The sequence below is a fragment of the uncultured Pontibacter sp. genome (genome assembly GCF_947492645.1).
GTDB lineage: Bacteria > Bacteroidota > Bacteroidia > Cytophagales > Hymenobacteraceae > Pontibacter.
Map to the genome: position 1 here is coordinate 26,178 of NZ_CANLMZ010000001.1, position 18,313 is coordinate 44,490.

The following is an 18,313-nucleotide window of genomic DNA, read 5'->3' on the forward strand; positions in this document are numbered from 1 at the left end:
ATATTCGAACAATTTAACAATCCAAATTATGTCACAAGCACTTTTAGAACCTATAAAACTACACCACCTGGAACTTGGCAACCGGGTAATTATGGCACCCATGACGCGCAGCCGTACTGATAACGAAGGCAATGTACCCAACGATATCATGGTTACTTACTATACGCAGCGTGCTGGTGCCGGACTAATTATTACAGAAGGCTCACAGATATCGAAACAGGCTGTAGGCTATATCAACACACCGGGCATTTATACTAAAGAACAAGTAGCAGGCTGGAAGAAAGTAACAGATGCCGTACACGAAGAAGGCGGTAAGATATTTATCCAGCTTTGGCACGTGGGTCGCATGTCGCACCCCGATTTTCATAACGGTGATTTACCTGTCGCACCATCAGCCATCAACCCTAACTCTAAGGCGTTTACAGCAGAAGGCTTTAAAGACACAGTAACACCACGCCCCCTGACTACCTCAGAAATAAAGCAGATTGTACAGGACTATAAGAATGCCGCAGCCAACGCCATGGAAGCCGGTTTCGACGGCGTAGAGATACATGCCTCCAACGGTTACCTGCTGCACCAGTTCTTTGTTTCTACTGCCAACACGCGCACAGATGCGTATGGGGGTAATATTGAAAACCGCGCCCGCATACTTTTTGAAGTAATTGAGGCTGTAAAGGAAGTTGTACCGATAGAGAAGGTAGGTGTACGCCTGAACCCAAGCCTGCACAATACCTTTGGCATCACCTTAAACGAGGATACCATTCCAACTTTTGACTATATAATCGAGAACTTGAACAAGTATAACCTGGCGTACCTACACTTAACAGAGGCTTCGCCGGCAAATTACAATGTACCGCACATCGAGCCTAATGTTGCCAGGCGTTACCGCCCAGTTTACAAAGGCAACCTCATAATTAATGGCGGATTTACACAGGAGAGCGGCAATAAGGTGATAGAGGCCGGAAATGCTGACATGGTAGCGTATGGTGTACCGTTTATTTCTAACCCGGACTTGCCAGCAAGATTTGAGCAGCATGCAGACCTGCAAGAGGCCGACAGCAACACATTTTATGTGCCTGGCACAAAGGGATACATAGATTATCCTTTACTGGCTGAAGTAGAAGCTTAAACCTAAAAGCTCTCAAGCAAAAGGGGTAGCTAAATTTAGCTACCCCTTTTGCTTGAGAGCTTTTTACTTACCTTACTAATAATTTTGTAGTCACTACTTCTGTTTCGCTATGCCAAGTTACCTGATATAGCCCTGCTGCCAGCTTATGCGTGCTTATACTTGTGGTAATGCTGCCTTTTTCGGGTTTCAGCTCTTTTACCTTTATGCCATTTGTATGCCATAGAGCAATTTGCTCACTACCTGTTGCTACTGTATGCTTCAGATAAACGTTGCCTCCTTCAGAAGGATTTGGATATACCATTAAATCTAGACCACGTTTGTAAATGCTGGCAGCAACTACTTTGCTGTATTCAAACCGACCATCGGTATCAACTTGCTTTAGCCTGACGTAATAGTCGCCACTTGCTTCAGGCACATATCCAAAACTATACTTTTGCTTTACATTAGAATAACCTGCCGCAGCTACCTCTCCTACTTTTATAAACGATTCCCCATCCTGGCTAACCTCCACCTCAAAATGGCTGCTGTTTTCTTCGGATGCTGTCTCCCATAAAACTTTAATTACATCCTGCTCCTGCTGTGCTTTTAAGCTGGTTAAGGTAACCGGCATCGGGAGAATAGGACTCTGATTCAGGAATGCGTTTGCATTATACGCCACAAAGGCAATATCGCTATTTCCACTAAGGTTGATCTTAAAGCTTCTGATTCTTTTTACATCTTCCGCAGTTATACCAAGATCTCCGAAATCGCATGCCCATAGGCGTAAGTCACGTTCGGTATTGGTAAAGCCTGGTGTTAATGTCATTGGGTTTACGCTGGCTTCATAAAAATCTGCCACCCACTTACCAACAGGTGTAATGTTTGTAAATGCAATCGCTAACAGATTTCCTACACGGTTGCCGTTTTCATCTAGAAGTTCATATGTATCTGTTGAGCCAGACGGATCGGCAATTTGAGTCACTATGATATCCGGAACACCATCATTGATCGCGCTAGCCAAAATATTTGTTGTCATAAACTCTGCATAGCCCTTAGGTAAATTAGCCACTCCTGTTCCTAAATCCAACCCGTTTATCCCGTCCTGCAAATACTTATTTATGTTCCGATCCGGCGATGCACTACTTTTACCATTGCTCACGCCATCATACATCTGGCCAATGCCAACCTTTGTGTTACTATTGATGGCACCTGTTATATTAAATTGGGGCAATGACCTGTAAAGCCCTGCTTCAAAAGTTAATCCTTCACTTGTTAGTTTATTATCATCTACCCCTGTTGAGTAACGTTTTCCGGCATAAACAAAGCCTAAAAGATTATGGCTGTTGCTTGGTTTAACTGGATTTACAGGAATAGAGCCGACAGCGCCATTTCCACTTTTCCAGAAGCCATCGTAATCAGATATAACTTCTGTAACTGCGCGTGGTGATTGGGCAAGAGACTCGGAACTGAGAAAGAGGCAACTTACCAATAGCAGACAAACAGCATAGATAAGCTTAAAATAATAAGTAAGTAGCATTATAAAGGTTAGATAGTATAGAGCTAAATGGGACTTTGATTTTAAAATAAAGTCCTGCAAATATAGCAGCTACTATTAAACTACCCTACAATGTTATAAGCGTAATAAAAATGTTTATATATATGGTTTGTCTAATATTTTTTATATTATGCAAAAAATCAAATAAATACAGGTATTAATTCTTCAAAATATGTAGTATTTAAATACAACATCAATTAATCTATTATTCAAGTACAATAAGGTTAGTTTTAGTTGTTATCACATTAACTTCTTTTAGTTATAAACTCAATGCCTGTTTACCTGCTTATTTAACTCCTAAAATTATTTAGTTATAGCTCTTAATGCCCATGTTGCTTTATTTCCGGCGCTTTGTTAGTTAGCTGCACCTGCCGTATTTCTCCTTTCTCCCAGGCATTGGCCCCAGGTAGCACTTCCGGCATTGGTATGTCTTGTCGTTGCTTTTTCTTTTCTGCCGTCGATACATTAAAGTTCTTGTCCCGCTTGTCTATCAATTCCTGCTTTAATTGTCCATCTTTTGTAAAGCCCATCATAAGCATAGGGCCGCCTAACGGCAGCTCAAGGTCTCTGTCGGTGTGCCAGGTGTGTATGGTTTTGCCGTAAGTCGTCACAAGCTTTTCCATTAGCTCATGCTCTGCTGCATCCGGTATACCTGGTGCTATCAGCGTACCTGATTTAACTTCGTAATGGTGGCTGTGCCACAGCTTCTTTTCCTCCCCAGGCAGTTCCTTAAATAACCTTTCCGAAACGATGTACTCTACGCCCATCAATTTTGCATCCTCACCGTTGCCATCAAATATTATTGCCTGGTGCAGGTCTTCGTTTAACTGGGTTACATAGTGGTGCGCTTCCATTTGCCCCTCCATGTGGCCACTATAGAAATGGAACCCATCCAAGTACATATTCACCTTCTTAAGGGGCGTTTTATCCTGCAAAGCGTCGGCGCCGGCCTCAAGCAACTCAGACTTCGCAGTTTCTTCCGCTCCAGGGGCTTGTACATTAGAACCTGTGTTCTCGCCGCCACAGCTGCCCAGTAAACTTCCTGCAATCATACAGGCACTTAACACTTTAATTTTCATAGTCTATCCAGATTAGGTTAAGCTTATAAACATCTAACGCCAGTATGTTTTTCTAGTTACTTATGCTCATACTTATCCTGCCGGTAAGCCTGCAGTTAAACTGCAAACCTTAAAAAAGAGCATCTATACTAGCGCGAAATCGTATTTTTCGGTTAGTTTTACCTTTTATACTTGCCTTGCCTGCTTGGCTTGGTTTATACTTTATGTACACTTTAAATGAAATTAAAGATTAGAACCGGCTTTGGTTATGATGTGCACCAGCTGCAGGAGGGTTTGGATTTCTGGTTGGGTGGCATTAAAATACCGCATACACACGGAGCACTAGGGCACTCAGATGCAGATGTGCTGGTACATGTAATTTGTGATGCGCTGCTGGGTGCCGCCAATATGCGCGACATTGGTTTCCACTTTTCTGATAGAGATCCAAAGTATAAAGGCATCGACAGCAAAATATTGTTAAAAGATGTAATGCATTTACTCTCGCAGGAAGGCTATGAAATTGGAAACATAGATTCCACGGTCTGCCTGCAGGAGCCAAAGGTAAACCCACACATACCCGCCATGAAAAAGTGCCTGGCTGATGTGATGGGCATTCCGGAACACGATATTTCAATTAAGGCTACAACAACGGAGCATTTGGGTTTTGTGGGTAAAAAAGAGGGAGTTGCGGCCTTTGCCACCGTGTTGATATTTAAACAGTAACCCGGCTATTTACATAACAGATTAAACCAGCCGCCACCATACAAGTCTAAACTGAACTAAACTTTAAAACACCTAAACTAAACCATGAAGAGACACAATCTCTACGCCGCCCTGCTGCTAGCCGCCGTTGGCTATGGCTGCGCCCAGGGGCCCAGCGCCAGTAAACCGACAACTGATGTAGCAAAGCTAAGCGAGGCTGCACCAAAGTATGCGCAAACCATTACTGCCGCAGACTTGTCTAAGCACCTGCACATTATCGCTTCTGATGAGTATGAAGGCCGTAATACCGGCGAAAAAGGCCAGAAAATGGCTGCTGAGTACATTGCCCGCGAGTTCCGTGAGGATGGCTTGGCTGGTCCGGTAAAAGCTGGCGCAAACCCATACTACCAGACCTTCGACCTGCAGAAAAGCAGCTGGGGCGATGGGCACATTACAGTAGGAACTCAGAAATTCCTGATGATGCAGGATTTCTTCCCATTTGGTGCTTCACCGTTCAGCACAGAACAGGCAATAGAGGCTGTATATGTAACTGAGGCAGATCAGATCGCATCGAAAGGTGCGAACGGTAAGCTTGTTGTGACTATGCTGGCTAACCCTGCTGAAATGCAAAACAAAATGCGTGCTTTTGGTGCCGCTGCTGAGAAAGCAGGAGCTAAAGGCGTAGCTTATATTTTAGATGCTGAGGCATACCGCACTACAGCAGAGCGTTTCTCTCACCGCCTTTCACAGCCATCCATCTCCCAGATGAGCAACAATGGCGGCACTACACGCCCAGCCACTATTATTACTTCTCCGACTGTAGGTGCAGCCATACTTGGTACTACACCAGAAAAACTCCAGCAAACTGCAGCCACAGCTACACCTGCTTCAAACATCAAAATACTGATGAGCAGAAAGGCTGAGCCATTGGCTACTGAAAACGTGTTGGGCTTTGTAGAGGGTACTGATAAAAAAGATGAGGTTATCATCGTAACTGCACATTATGACCACGTTGGTGTGGAGGAGTCGAAAACAGGCGACAAAATTTACAATGGCGCTAACGACGATGGTTCTGGAACAGTAGCTGTTATTGAGCTGGCTGAAGCTTTTGCGCAAGCAAAGAAAGATGGTTACGGCCCACGCCGCAGCGTACTTTTCATGACGGTTACAGGCGAGGAAAAAGGATTACTAGGTTCCGAATATTACTCACAAAACCCAATCTTCCCGCTTGAGAACACCGTAGCCAATGTGAACATCGACATGATTGGCCGCATGGACTATGACCATGAGAAGACCAACGACAGCAACTACATCTACGTTATCGGTGCTGACAAGCTTTCTTCGGAGCTGCACCAGATAAATGAAGAGATGAACCAGAAGTACGTGAACCTGAAGCTGGATTATACTTATAACGACGAGAACGATCCGAACCGCTTCTACTACCGCTCTGACCACTACAACTTTGCTAAGAATGGTATTCCGATTGTGTTCTACTTTAATGGCGTGCACGATGATTACCACCAACCAGGCGACCACGCTGACAAGATCATTTACGAAAGTGCTGAGAAAGTTTCCCGCCTGGCGTTCCACGTGACATGGGAACTAGCAAACCGCGAGAACCGCATTGTAGTAGACAGCAACAAAAAATAACATACTACAGCAACATAAAACCCGTTAACTGTATAAAAGCACACAGCTTTATTAGCTTTAAGAAAAACACCCTAACTTTAAGGGTGTTTTTCTTTTTAAAGAAAGCCTGATATTGGTGTAGCCTTTGCACCAAAAAACCGTAGGGTACATACAGTATGAGTAAACTGAAACAGTTTCTGCTGGACGCAGAGACAAAAGCATTTGACCAGGGCCACCGCGCAACTATCAAGTTCAACATCGGCAAGTATAACGCCGCTGTGCAGCGTGGCCTCACCCAATACAGCGACCACGAACTAGCCCGCGAGCGCGGCTCTTTTATAAAAACGAACACCATCAATAACCTGGATAAGTACCTGATGGAGTTCGAGTCTAACTTTACAGCCCGTGGCGGCAAGGTAATCTGGGCACGCGATGCCCAGGAAGCCCTGAAAGAGATAGGCGAAATTATGAAGCGCAAACGCGCCCGCTCTGTTGTAAAGTCTAAATCCATGATCACCGAGGAAATCCACCTGAACGATTACCTCGAGAAGAATGGCATTGAGACCGTAGAGACCGATTTAGGGGAGTACATTGTGCAACTGGCAGAGCAGCGCCCTTACCACATCGTAACACCGGCCATGCACATGTCTAAAAAAGACATCGCAGAGCTGTTTGTGCGCAAGCTGGGCATACCACCCACCGATAACGCCGAAGAGTTGGTAGGCGTGGCCCGCAAACTGCTGCGCGAAAAGTATACGTCTGCGGAGGTAGGCATAACAGGAGGCAACTTTTTAATTGCAGATATTGGTGGCGTGGCCGTAACAGAGAACGAGGGCAATGCCCGCCTTTCCACTACTTTCCCGAAAACGCACATTGCCATAGTTGGTATAGAGAAGATGATTCCGTCGGTGATGGACCTGGATCTTTTCTGGCCATTACTAAGCACCAGCGGCACCGGCCAGAACGTAACCATCTACAACACTATTATGACGGGGCCGCGCCAGCCAAAAGAAATGGACGGACCTGAAGAGATGTATGTGGTGCTGCTGGATAATGGCCGTACAGAACTGCTCGCTTTACCTGAGAAACGAGAAGCGCTGAACTGCATCCGCTGCGGTGCCTGCCTAAACGTGTGCCCGGTATATAAAAACATTGGCGGCCATACATACGAGAGCACCTATAGTGGGCCTATTGGCTCAGTCATCACCCCACACCTGAGTGGCATGGCCGAAAACAAGCACCTGAGCTTTGCCAGCTCATTGTGCGGTGCCTGTACCTCTGTTTGCCCTGTAAAGATAAACATACACAACCTGCTGCTTTTAAACCGCAAGCAAAGTGTGGAGCAAGGCATGGCCGAGAGCCAGGAAAAGACTGCTTTTAAGTTTTGGTTAAAAGCCATGAAAAGCCGCAGGTTGATGAATATGGCGCCAGCCGGTATCAAAAACTATGTGCTGCGGTACGTACAAAAAGACACCTGGAGCAAGCGCCGCGAGCCATTGCAAGTTCCGAAGAAGTCATTTAATCAACTCTGGAAAGAGCAAAGAGGCTAGAAATTTACTCTTGAGCCTACCTGAAGTATAAAACAAAACGGCCTGCATCAGAATTGGTGCAGGCCGTTTATGTTACTTTATCATTTGCAGGATTGTCCGCATTATCGCCATTGTCATCCATACTTCTCTTTTCATTTAAAACACAGCTTTTGTATAGGGCTTACGAGAGAAAACAGTAACCTCATCCACATCCTTCAGGCGGCAAATAAAGCGGGTCATGCGCTCTACACCAAAGCCACCACCTGCAGTCTTAGGCAGTCCATCTTTGGCAGCCTCCAGGTAAAATTTAAATGCCTCTTTGTCGGTGCCTGTTTCGTCCATGCGCTTTAATAGCTGCTTGTACTCATGCTCGCGCTCCGCACCCGACAAGCCTTCGCCGTAGCCTTCTGGCCAGATAATGTCGTAGTTGTGGTAGGTTCCCAGTCTAGACTGATCTTCTTTGTCGTAGAACTCGCGCTTGTGGTTCAGCAGCCAAAAAGGTGCAGTTGCTTCTTCTGATTGAATGCGTTCGTAATCAGGGCCAAGCGCGGCTTCCAGTTTTTCGGTACGGTACACAGGCCATTTTTCATAAACAGGCAGCAGCTCTCCACGCAGGTCCAGCAGGATTTCTGGTATTTCTGCATTCAGTTTTGTAAAAACGAAGTTTACCAACTCCTCTACAAACTCCATCACAAAGAACCTGTCCTTGCCTTTAAACTCAAAATCTACTTGGGTAAACTCAAACAAGTGGCGGCCGGTATCGGCACGGTCAGCGAACTCCAGGCGCACGTTCGGCGACACAATGTAGAGGCTTTCCAAGGCTGGGTTCATCAGGGCCAGTTGCTTATGGAAGATCATTGACTTGGTAAGGCTCCAACGCTTATCTGCATAGCCAATGGTAGCATCTACCACACCGTGGTTCAATGGGTCGGTGATAGGAGATAACATGAGCGGCATAAGCTGTGTCAGCCCTTTTTTGAACATAAACTCATGCGTAGCACGAATAATGCCTTGCTGCACTTGCAGCACTTTAGGCAACTCTGCCCGGCTAAGGTGTTTTAACGTGGCATCCAGCAACGTTGGCTTGGTAAGGGTTTCTAGTTCCATAGGTTTTTAGATTTTATTAAAATAATGATGGTTTATACTTAACAAATCTAAAAATTGATACACCTAATTGCTAATTTTTTAATTATTATTTTTTATACTTGCAAATTATTTAATTATAATGACAAAATGTTGAAACTTTGTGAAACACGTTAAGTATAGAGGTTTATGAATTATGAAATTGATAATCTGGATAAACAGATTTTAAACCTGCTGATGCACAACGTAACACGTGCATACACCGACATAGCCAAAGAACTTAACGTTTCGGGAGGTACTATTCATGTGCGGATGAAGAAGCTGACAGAAATGGGCGTAGTAAAAGGGTCTCAGTTACTTATCAACCCAGCAGCCATTGGCTTTGATATCTGCGCTTTTATAGGTGTGTTTTTAGAGAAAGGCTCGGTTTATAAAGATGCTGTAGAGCAAATGCGCCAGGTGCCTGAAATTGTGGAGCTGCATTACACTACCGGCTCGTATAGCATGTTTGTGAAAATAATCTGCCGCGACACCACCCACCTGCGCGAAGTACTAAACGAAAAAATACAGCAAGTAAATGGCGTGCAGCGCACAGAAACATTAATCTCGTTGGAGGAAAGTATAAACAGGCAGATATCGATTGTTTGAGACTATACTTACCTGGCCCTGCAATTGGCGGCTTAGGGTTGCTTAGAAAATAACAGAAAGCATACTTCGTAAAAAAACAGCAGTATACCACCAATCCTGTTGTAGTATACTGCTGCAATCAAAGTATAAAGTATAAGTTACTTCAACTTCTCTAAAGCACTTTTCAATCTGCCCAAAGCAGCTTTGATATCTTCCAAAGAAGCACCGCCTACTGATAACCTGAACCAGTTTAGGTCGCGGCCAGAGCCGAAGGCAGAGAACGGCACCACCGCCAGCTTTGCTTCGTGCAGCACATAAAATGTAATGTCCTGGCTTGTTTCTAATACCTTGCCCTCAGGAGTAGTTTTACCAGCCAGGTCCATTTTAGCTGAAAGGTATATTGCTCCCATTGGCTCAATAGCATCTACTGCAAAACCATCAGCCTTTAGTTTTTTAAACCCATTGTAAAGCACATCCAGGCTTTCCTGAATCTTTGGCTTAAACTCGCTCATGAAGCTATCTACAGCCTGCCCTTGCTCCAAAAACCCGGCTGTTGCCATCTGCTCTGCCTTGGGTGCCCAGGCACCCACATGCCCAAGTATAGATTTCATTTTATCCATCACCACGGTTGGCCCGAAAGCGTATCCTACACGCACCCCGGTTGCAGCAAAGCATTTAGATGTGCCGTCAATATATACTACATAATCACGGATTTCAGGGCGCAGGCTTACCGGATCGTAGTGTTCGGCAGCACCAAAGGTCAGCATCCAGTATATTTGGTCGTAGAGCATGTATAGTGGCTTTTCACCCTCGGCCCTGCCACGGTTCTCCTCCAGTACCAGGTCGCAAATCTCCTCCAAATCTTTTTTAGAGAACATGGTGCCCGTTGGGTTTAACGGTGAGCATAGTGCCAGCATGGTGGCGCCTTTCACGTGCGGCTTTACATCTTCGGCAGTTGGCATAAAGTTGTTTTCCGGCCGGGTTTTTACCTCTACAGGTGTTGCCCCGGATAAATGGCAGTAGTGGTTGTTGTTCCACGATGGCGTTGGGTATACCACTTTATCTCCCGGGTCAACAAGGGCCAGGTAGGTAGCATAAATTAAAGGCCTTGATCCGCCAGCTACTAAAACATCGCTCTCAGGGTATGTTAGCCCCAGCCTCTCTTTCGTGAATTCTACAACGGCATTACGCAATACGGCCACTCCGTTGGCAGGCGGATAGTTGGTATGCCCTTGCTCGTAAGCTGTGGTTATGCCTTGGCGTAGCGCTGTAGGTATAGGATATATGCTTGGGTTAAAGTCGCCGATTGTAAGGTTACAGATAGGCTCGCCTTTTGCGATCATTGCATTTACCTCGCCGGCTACTCTTATAATTTCGGAGCCGATCAGGTTTTGCGCCATTTTAGAAACTGTCATGGGAAAGCATTTATGTGCTCCACAAGTTAAAGATTTAAGAGAAACTATATAAACAGGTCGTCAGAAAAAAATAGCTCCTGTCTTAATTTATACTATGGCTTTAGCCCCAGAAAAGAAAAACATTTACCATACTAAGGCTGTACCACTTACAGTAGCTTAACCTTAACAAACTTATACTATGCTGACAGGCCGTGTGAATGCCCCGGAAATTACTACCGAACATGGTTGGCTTAATTCTGACAAAGCCTGGTCTATCAAAGATTTTAAGGGCAAAATAGTGCTGTTGGATTTCTGGACTTTTGGCTGCATCAACTGCCAGCACATTATACCTGACTTAAAGCGCCTCGAAAAAGAATATGCAGACGTTTTAGTGGTGATAGGAGTACACTCGGCCAAGTTTGATGCCGAGAGGCAAGGCGAAACTATAGAACAGGCCATCAGGAAGTTTGGCATTGAGCACCCGGTTGTAAATGATGCAGATTATAAAGTATGGAACTACTATGGCGTCCGCGCCTGGCCTACTATCGTGCTAATAGATCCAAACGGAAAAGTAATAGGGCAGCATGCAGGCGAGGCAGTTTATGATACCGTTCGCCCCTACATCCAGAAGCTAAAAGACGAGTTTAAAGACCAACTAAACTACGATCCATTTGAGTTTAAAGCTCCGCGGAAGGAGGCATCTGCTTTATACTTCCCGTCCAAGCTTATTTGTGACAACGACGGTGATTTATATTTGTCGGACAGCGGCAACAACCGCATACTTAAGCTGAACCAGGAGGGGCAGGTGCTGGAGGTAATCGGCAGCGGTGAACAGGGCTTTAGCAACGGCGGCTATGCCGATGCCACTTTTTACGAGCCGCATGGCATGGCCTTACAGGGAGATACCTTGTATATTGCTGACACCAAGAACAATGCCATACGCCAAGTAGACCTGAGGCATAAAATGGTAACTACGGCAGCAGGCACAGGAGAATTACACTATTACTTTTTAGATGACAAGCTAAACGAACCGGTAAACCCAAACAGCCCCTGGGACCTGCTTGTTTATGGCAACAGCATGTTTATTGCCAACGCCGGCAACCACCAGATCCTGCGCATGGACCTTGAAACAAAAAAAGTATACCGCTTTGCCGGAACAGGCCGCGAGGCCCTGACGGATGGGCCATTACACGAAGCTGCCTTTAACCAACCCAGCGGACTTGCCAACAATGAGCATGTGCTTTATATAGCCGATGCCGAAGCCAGCGCCATCCGCACCGTTAACCTGAAAACAGGTATAGTACTAACACCGCTTGGCCGCGGCCTCTTTGATTTTGGAGATGTAGATGGTGATGTGGATGATGCCCTGTTGCAACATTGCGTTGGCCTGGAGATAATAGATAGCGATGTGTACATTGCCGACACCTATAACGGCAAGATAAAAAGGCTGGACCTATCCCGAAACCGGGTGCACACACTTGCCAGCGGGCTCAGCGAACCAAACGACCTCGTCTTTTTAAACGGGCAGCTGTGGGTAACAAGCACCAACAGCCACCAGCTTTTTAAAATAGACCTTAATACCGGGCAGAAGCAGGAAGTGATAGTGACGCTGTAAATTTTCTTAAAACGGCACCAGCACCAGTTTTATACTTAGGCCGCTACCTGCTGCGCCAGTTGTTGCTTTACCCGTAGCGCCTGCAGCACATGCCGCTCCTGGTGGGCTACCATAAACTCAAGCGTTTCGCCGATTCGCAACTTCAACAACTTAAAGAACTCAACCGGAACGGCTTTTTTACTAAGATTAGCGCCTTTTGCGTTTTGCAGTAGTTGCTGCAGTTTCTCCTGGTTCTTTAAAAACTCATCAATAGTGCCGCGGCCAAGCTTGCTATTGTTGGGGTTCATGTGCTTTACCGTCTTGTGCTTTTTCATACTTTGCGGCCCTACCATTTCCAATGTCTTTTTTCCGAGCCAGCTGTAGTTTATATCTTCCAGGTAGGTGCCATTGGAGTTATGGGCAATAGCTGTAGCCAAGGCAGAGTTGTAGTAGCGGCTGTAGCGGTTCAGGTGCTCCAGGCACTCTAATATACTCCAGCTGTCGGGGTGTGGCTTAAAGTTAAGTGTTTCCAGGTCCAGCTTAGCTAACTGGGTAGTTACAGTTTGGGTTAAGGCGCTGTTAGTTTGGGCAAGCTGTTCTAATTTATTCATAGTTTTCAAGGTTTTATTTTGTACACTACAAAAGTATGGCAGCTACTGCTCCTAATCCTTGATTGAAATCAAGATTTATACTTTAAATGTAACATTACACTTTATATATAAAAATTAAGAAAATTTAGTTAAATTGATCAACATAAAAAGCTTAAACCATGAACAGCGTGTTGTACCGTATTATACTTGCTGCAACTTTAGGATTTGCTGCTGTAACAGGTGCCTCAGCGCAGTTTGCCGCTGTAGACATCATGGGCCACCCCATCCAGACCAAAAGTTATACTGATGTAAAAGGCTCTGCTTACTTATACGACACTTGGATGAAGGGCAGCGCAACAACAGCAAACGGTATAACCTATGATGGTGTGGAGTTAATGTATGACCAGGTTAGTGATGAACTGTTGTTCAGAAGCGAAAACGGCGAAGCAAAAACGTTCTTCCAGCCTATAAGTGAGTTCTCGATTAGAGTTGGCAAAGATGAGGTAACACTTAAAAACCACGTGTTCCGCAAAGGCTTTACCCCTGTTGATGCGGCCAGCCCGCATGCGTTTTACCAGGTGCTTGTTGACGGTGACACGCAGCTGCTAAAAAGAACATCAAAGAAAATATTTGAGGAACTGCCTTATGGTTCTGCCACAAAAGTAAAAACCTTTCAGGAAGACACACATTACTACATCGCCCAAAAAGATAAGCTCACCAAGATCAAAACTGACAAGAGAGCTGTGCTTAAGGCCCTAAACGACAAAGAAGCTGCCCTGGAAACATATATCAAAGCCAACCGCCTGAACCTGAAAAATGATGAAGACTTAATAAAGGTAATTGATTTCTACAACGCTGCTGAATAATATTAAATTACATATCTTTAGCATGTATTTTCAAATATTCCCATACTAACTCCTTCTAACTAAGTAAGCAAAGATGAAGAAAATCCTTTACAGCATCGCTTTAATGATAGCTACAACATTAGTGCTTTCACCTGATTTGATAGCTCAAAATATTGGTATATCAATTGACAGAGATGATATGCGTGTGTCATCCTATAAATCCCCAGGGCTTAAAGGCTCGCCATACTTATATGAAAATTGGGCAAAAGGGACTGTTCAACTAACAAATGGTATTGTCTATGAGGGCATGGATTTACTGTATGACCAAATTAGAGATGAACTCATTTTTACAGTAGACGGTAATCAACGTCAAATTTTCATGCAGCCTGTTCAATCGTTTACTATCTCAAACCCAGAGAACAGAAGAGTAGTTGACCAGAAAACATTTACCAAAGGGTTTACTGCTGTAGATGGTGCCACTCCTAATGCTTTTTATGAGGTACTTGCTGCAGGCAATACACAACTACTTAAAAGAACCACCAAGGCAATTGTGGAAGAAAGAAGTGAAACTTCTATATTAAAAGTGAAACAGATTAAGGAAAGTATAAAATATTATGTTGCACGTGATGGCCAGTTAACACGAATAACGCCTTCTAAAAAATCAGTTTTAACCGCATTGTCTAACAAGAAAACTGAGTTAGAAGGCTTCATAAAGCAACATAATTTAAATTTAAAAGAGGAGGCAGATTTAGCCGAATTAGTAGATTTTTATAATTCTCTATAGTATAAGCTATTTACTCCAACATTGCCTCCTACTTTAAGCGGCTCAGCGTTTCGGGTGACATGCGAAGGTAGGAGGCAATATACTTTTTAGGGATGTGCTGGAACAGGTGCGGACTGCGCTGCAGCACCCGCTGCAGGCGCTGCTCTGGCTCTGGCAACAGCAAATCTACTTCCCGCTCAATCTTTCCTACCAGCGCCTTCTCCACTTCCTCGTGCCAAAAGCGTTTTATGTTAGGCAGCTGCTCCATTAGCTGTACAAATTCATACTTGCTGATGCCCAACAGTTCACTTCTTTTTAAAGCCTGTATGTAATAGGCAGACGGTTTCGCATCAACAAAAGACGGAAACGAAACTAATAACGTGCCGGGGTAACCAAAGCCTACACAAATGTCCTCGTCTGGTAGAGGGTAGTAAATGCGTAACGCCCCGGTTGTAACAAAGTATAACCCTTGCTCTACCTGCCCCTGCTGAATTAAAAAATCATAACGGTTTAGCTTCACCTGCTTTTTCCAAAGGGGCACAAAGGCCTCAATATCTTCCGGCGTGAAGTATGGCACTTGCTGTAAGAGTGTGCGGAGCATGGGAGAAGTTATCTAAGTATAAGGCGAAATTTACTAATTTAAAGTATAACCATAGCTTTACACGCTCTAGATTAAGCCATCACGTCTATAAGTGCTACTTAATAGTTACATACGAAAGTATACTTTACCCAAATATGCGTTATACAGGTCATCACCTCCTCTGCTCAAAATACTCAAATCCCTCCAACTCCTTTACTGTTTTTACATCTACCCGCGTTACCCGTGCATGCTTAGGCCCCTCGTGCACCCAATCCTCTAGTTTGCGCAGCGCCTCCTCATCGCCTTCTGCCTCCAGATAAACGGTGCCATCATCTTCGTTCTGCACAAAACCAGTCAGCCCAAACTCACGTGCTTTATCTAGTGTGCTTGCCCTAAAGAAAACGCCCTGTACTTTTCCGTACACACGTATGGCTACGTGTTTCTTTTGCTCCGCCATAATAGTGCTAAGTATAAATAAACTATGTATTTGAACGTACTGCAGCTAAAGGAGTTAAACCAAAGTATAATATAAGATAACCGAACAATTTATACCATCGGTTTTGTTAATTAGAGTAGCGTTAGCTGCATTGCAAATTTGTGACTATATTGGCCGCCCCCTTTGCATGGGGAGTTGGTTTATACTTAAGAGATATACAGATGTCGTTATTATTCAATGATTTTAAGAGCTGGGATAAGCATTGCGCTGAAACCGGTGAGCCACTTTTCCAACCTGTGCTGGAGTACGAAATAGAGCAGAAGGGGCGCACAGAGGAGTTTATCTGGGAAAACATCGCCAAAGCGTATGAGGTTATGAAAGATGCCGTACAAACAGGCCTCACAGAAAACATGACGTCACGCTCTGGCATGGTAAATAACGGTGCAAAAAAAGTAGCCAATGCCAAGGTAACGGTGCTGTCGCCGGAGTTCCAGATGCTGGTGTCGCGTGCTTTGGGTGCCAAGGAGGTTAACTCGTGCATGGGCCGCGTGGTAGCTGCCCCTACCGCTGGTGCCTCGGGCATACTGCCAGGCACGCTTACTACGCTGCAGGAACTGCACGGGCTCGAAGACAGGAAAATTCACGAAGGTTTACTTGTTGCCGCCGGCATCGCCCTGATTATAGAGCAAAATGCATCGCTGGCTGGTGCTGTAGGTGGCTGCCAGGCCGAAACAGGTAGCGCCGCCGCTATGGCTGCCGGTGCAATTGTATACTGCTTAGGCGGAGATGTGCAGCAGGTGTTTAATGCTGTTGCCATTACCATCCAATGCATGCTTGGCCTTGTCTGCGACCCTGTGGCGGGCTTGGTAGAGGTGCCTTGTATTGTGCGTAACGCCAGCGCGGCAGCTATTGCTTATTCTTCATCGCAGTTGGCCATTGCCGGCGTTGATCCTGTTATACCTGTAGACCAATGCGTGGCAGCGCTTGGCGAGGTAGGTGAAAGCATGGAGCGTAAGTATAAAGAAACTGCTGAAGGCGGTTTAGCCAACACACCAAGAGCCCGTGAGATAGAAAACTTTGTGCTGGTGCAGGATGTAGAAATATTGCCTGACGAAGATAGCGAGTAGTACTGAGGCACAGATTAAGATAAATGGCTTAATAATTGGAGAGGTGGAAGGCAGAGAATAGCTTTCCACCTTTTTTGATATTTACAAGTTGGTGCCACTCCAGGGGTAGTTTCGTCACAAGAAAGAGGCTGTTCGTCACATTTACAAAATTAAAAGTATATTAATCAGCAACTTGCACGTTATAGTATAACTTAAAATCTGCTTGATATTTGCTCAAAAGCAAAATAGGCTACGGTGAACTCTGGCCATACTTGTTTGATTAGAAGAAGCAAACTGCTCAAAACAGGTTCTCTAGAATTTCTGATACTTTGCCCGAGCAGTTTAAAGCATATTAAATACTTGCGTCAGTTTTCATCTGTACAGCTATTTATTACATGAGAAAGTTTTTTTGGTGGTGCGCCGGCGCCGATGATACCATACTTGAAAAATGCTCTAAGTCTGAACACGTAAAGTATGCCGGCATTGGCGCTACAGTATTCTTTACAGGATTATTAGCTGGTATTTCTGGCGCCTACGCACTTTATACAGTCTTCGACGCTGCTGCCATGGCCATTGCGTTTGGTCTGCTTTGGGGTGCTGTAATTTTTAATCTGGATCGCTTTATCGTTTCCACGCTTCGCAAGGAAGGTAAATTCTGGAAGGAGCTGTTACAGGTAACGCCACGTATTTTGCTGGCTCTTGTACTGGCGGTAGTTATATCCAAGCCATTGGAGCTAAAGATTTTTGATAAGGAGATTCAGGCTATACTTAAAGAGAAACAGGCAGAGCTTGCCATACAACACAAAGCTTTGGTTGGAAAACAATTCGGTGAGGTAGATTCAGTAAAGTCTGAGATTGGTGCTATCAGGCAGGAGGTGGAAGCTAAAGTACAGGAACGAAACAAATTGTACGAGGCCGTTGCTGCTGAGGCCGACGGCACCGGAGGAACCGGCAAAGTTGGCAGGGGGCCTATCTATGAAGAGAAAAAGCGCCAATACGATAAAGTAGACGAAGAGCTAAAGTTATTGCAGGCCAGCGCCGCCGACAGAATCCTGCTTAAGGAAAAACGGATATCGGAGCTTATGGCCAAGTATGACGAAACGGTTGCAGAAGGCCAGGAGAGTTTCTCGAACTATGATGGCTTAATGGCTCGAATAAATGCCTTAGACGAATTGCCCTGGTTGCCTGTTTTTTTTATCACCTTGCTGTTTATCTGCCTCGAAACCGCACCAATATTTACGAAGCTAATCTCTAGCAAAGGACCTTATGACGATATACTTAAAGGTGTAGAACATGAGCGTACCACACAAGAGATGCAGCGCGTAAGGGAGCGCCAGAAGCAATACGACACACGGCAAGCTGTATCTGAGGCAAAGTTTTTTGCCCGCACCGAGTATGAAGTAGAAGCCAAGCGCGAAGAAGAACGCCTTAAATCTGATGCCCACCTGGAAGTAGTACGAGAATCTGCCGCCGTCTGGAAAGAGCGTAAACTAAACGATATTAGCCGCAGCCCCAACACCGCCGCCGATATTCTGAATGACGGTGAGGAGAATGGGTATTATAAATGGTAAACTGCTGTTAACAGATTATACTTGAAAGCGCCTGAATTACACGTTCAGGCGCTTTTGCATTTTGGGTTGATGTCCTGAGAGCTGCTTATGGGCTACTGTTGGGGCTTTTATCACCAGGCACTATGTTGCAGGCACAAGCTGCG

General features: G+C 45.1%; 17 protein-coding genes. 10 read left to right on the forward strand and 7 right to left on the reverse strand.

The window, feature by feature from the left end; translation table 11 throughout:
- Positions 1 to 28 precede the first annotated feature (28 nt).
- Positions 29 to 1,129, forward strand: a complete 1,101-nt coding sequence (locus Q1A23_RS00105; RefSeq protein ID WP_299817726.1) for an alkene reductase — start codon at positions 29 to 31, stop codon at positions 1,127 to 1,129.
- A gap of 67 nt (positions 1,130 to 1,196) precedes the next feature.
- Here the strand turns inward: Q1A23_RS00105 and Q1A23_RS00110 are convergent, their stop codons facing one another.
- Together Q1A23_RS00110 and Q1A23_RS00115 are read right to left on the reverse strand one after the other, a co-directional pair.
- A complete protein-coding gene (locus Q1A23_RS00110) occupies positions 1,197 to 2,645 on the reverse strand; it encodes a T9SS type A sorting domain-containing protein (RefSeq protein ID WP_299817729.1) in 1,449 nt (482 codons plus the stop codon).
- Between the two features lie 338 nt (positions 2,646 to 2,983).
- Positions 2,984 to 3,742 (reverse strand): OBAP family protein, encoded by a 759-nt coding sequence (locus Q1A23_RS00115; RefSeq protein ID WP_299817732.1) that lies wholly within the window; start codon positions 3,740 to 3,742, stop codon positions 2,984 to 2,986.
- 216 nt (positions 3,743 to 3,958) lie between these two features.
- Here Q1A23_RS00115 and ispF point away from each other — a divergent pair, with 216 nt between their 5' ends.
- The 3 genes from ispF to Q1A23_RS00130 all read left to right on the forward strand — a co-directional run bounded on the left by ispF (position 3,959) and on the right by Q1A23_RS00130 (position 7,602).
- Entirely contained in the window at positions 3,959 to 4,444 is a 486-nt protein-coding gene (ispF, locus tag Q1A23_RS00120) for a 2-C-methyl-D-erythritol 2,4-cyclodiphosphate synthase (protein ID WP_299817735.1), read from the forward strand.
- Between the two features lie 84 nt (positions 4,445 to 4,528).
- Positions 4,529 to 6,073 carry a M28 family peptidase gene (locus Q1A23_RS00125; protein WP_299817738.1) on the forward strand — a complete coding sequence of 515 codons (1,545 nt, stop codon included), beginning with the start codon at positions 4,529 to 4,531 and terminating at the stop codon, positions 6,071 to 6,073.
- A gap of 155 nt (positions 6,074 to 6,228) precedes the next feature.
- Positions 6,229 to 7,602, forward strand: coding sequence for a LutB/LldF family L-lactate oxidation iron-sulfur protein (locus Q1A23_RS00130; RefSeq protein ID WP_299817741.1), 1,374 nt, complete (start codon positions 6,229 to 6,231; stop codon positions 7,600 to 7,602).
- A 135-nt stretch (positions 7,603 to 7,737) separates the two neighbouring features.
- Here the strand turns inward: Q1A23_RS00130 and Q1A23_RS00135 are convergent, their stop codons facing one another.
- Positions 7,738 to 8,688, reverse strand: coding sequence for an asparagine synthetase A (locus tag Q1A23_RS00135; protein ID WP_299817744.1), 951 nt, complete (start codon positions 8,686 to 8,688; stop codon positions 7,738 to 7,740).
- Positions 8,689 to 8,853: 165 nt separating this feature from the next.
- Here Q1A23_RS00135 and Q1A23_RS00140 point away from each other — a divergent pair, with 165 nt between their 5' ends.
- Positions 8,854 to 9,312 carry an Lrp/AsnC ligand binding domain-containing protein gene (locus tag Q1A23_RS00140; protein WP_299817746.1) on the forward strand — a complete coding sequence of 153 codons (459 nt, stop codon included), beginning with the start codon at positions 8,854 to 8,856 and terminating at the stop codon, positions 9,310 to 9,312.
- 137 nt (positions 9,313 to 9,449) lie between these two features.
- Here Q1A23_RS00140 and Q1A23_RS00145 read toward each other — a convergent pair whose 3' ends face one another.
- On the reverse strand, positions 9,450 to 10,706 hold the full coding sequence (locus Q1A23_RS00145) for an aminotransferase class I/II-fold pyridoxal phosphate-dependent enzyme (protein ID WP_299817749.1): 1,257 nt from the start codon (positions 10,704 to 10,706) through the stop codon (positions 9,450 to 9,452).
- A gap of 178 nt (positions 10,707 to 10,884) precedes the next feature.
- Between Q1A23_RS00145 and Q1A23_RS00150 the strand changes: the two genes are divergently transcribed.
- Complete coding sequence (locus Q1A23_RS00150; RefSeq protein WP_299817752.1) at positions 10,885 to 12,300, forward strand: thioredoxin-like domain-containing protein; 1,416 nt, start codon at positions 10,885 to 10,887, stop codon at positions 12,298 to 12,300.
- A 35-nt stretch (positions 12,301 to 12,335) separates the two neighbouring features.
- Here the strand turns inward: Q1A23_RS00150 and Q1A23_RS00155 are convergent, their stop codons facing one another.
- On the reverse strand, positions 12,336 to 12,890 hold the full coding sequence (locus tag Q1A23_RS00155; protein WP_299817755.1) for a DinB family protein: 555 nt from the start codon (positions 12,888 to 12,890) through the stop codon (positions 12,336 to 12,338).
- A gap of 158 nt (positions 12,891 to 13,048) precedes the next feature.
- Between Q1A23_RS00155 and Q1A23_RS00160 the strand changes: the two genes are divergently transcribed.
- Both Q1A23_RS00160 and Q1A23_RS00165 read left to right on the forward strand, forming a co-directional pair.
- Positions 13,049 to 13,735 carry a hypothetical protein gene (locus Q1A23_RS00160; protein WP_299817758.1) on the forward strand — a complete coding sequence of 229 codons (687 nt, stop codon included), beginning with the start codon at positions 13,049 to 13,051 and terminating at the stop codon, positions 13,733 to 13,735.
- 73 nt (positions 13,736 to 13,808) lie between these two features.
- Complete coding sequence (locus Q1A23_RS00165; RefSeq protein WP_299817761.1) at positions 13,809 to 14,498, forward strand: hypothetical protein; 690 nt, start codon at positions 13,809 to 13,811, stop codon at positions 14,496 to 14,498.
- Positions 14,499 to 14,526: 28 nt separating this feature from the next.
- On the opposite strand, the gene Q1A23_RS00170 is transcribed toward Q1A23_RS00165, so the two are convergent.
- Both Q1A23_RS00170 and Q1A23_RS00175 read right to left on the reverse strand, forming a co-directional pair.
- Positions 14,527 to 15,078, reverse strand: coding sequence for a Crp/Fnr family transcriptional regulator (locus tag Q1A23_RS00170; protein WP_299817764.1), 552 nt, complete (start codon positions 15,076 to 15,078; stop codon positions 14,527 to 14,529).
- Positions 15,079 to 15,229: 151 nt separating this feature from the next.
- Positions 15,230 to 15,514 (reverse strand): acylphosphatase, encoded by a 285-nt coding sequence (locus tag Q1A23_RS00175; RefSeq protein ID WP_299817767.1) that lies wholly within the window; start codon positions 15,512 to 15,514, stop codon positions 15,230 to 15,232.
- Between the two features lie 200 nt (positions 15,515 to 15,714).
- On the opposite strand from Q1A23_RS00175, the gene sdaAA reads away from it, so the two are divergent.
- Together sdaAA and Q1A23_RS00185 are read left to right on the forward strand one after the other, a co-directional pair.
- Positions 15,715 to 16,620, forward strand: coding sequence for an L-serine ammonia-lyase, iron-sulfur-dependent, subunit alpha (sdaAA, locus tag Q1A23_RS00180; RefSeq protein ID WP_299817769.1), 906 nt, complete (start codon positions 15,715 to 15,717; stop codon positions 16,618 to 16,620).
- Between the two features lie 374 nt (positions 16,621 to 16,994).
- A complete protein-coding gene (locus Q1A23_RS00185; RefSeq protein WP_299817772.1) occupies positions 16,995 to 18,170 on the forward strand; it encodes a DUF4407 domain-containing protein in 1,176 nt (391 codons plus the stop codon).
- Positions 18,171 to 18,313 lie beyond the last annotated feature (143 nt).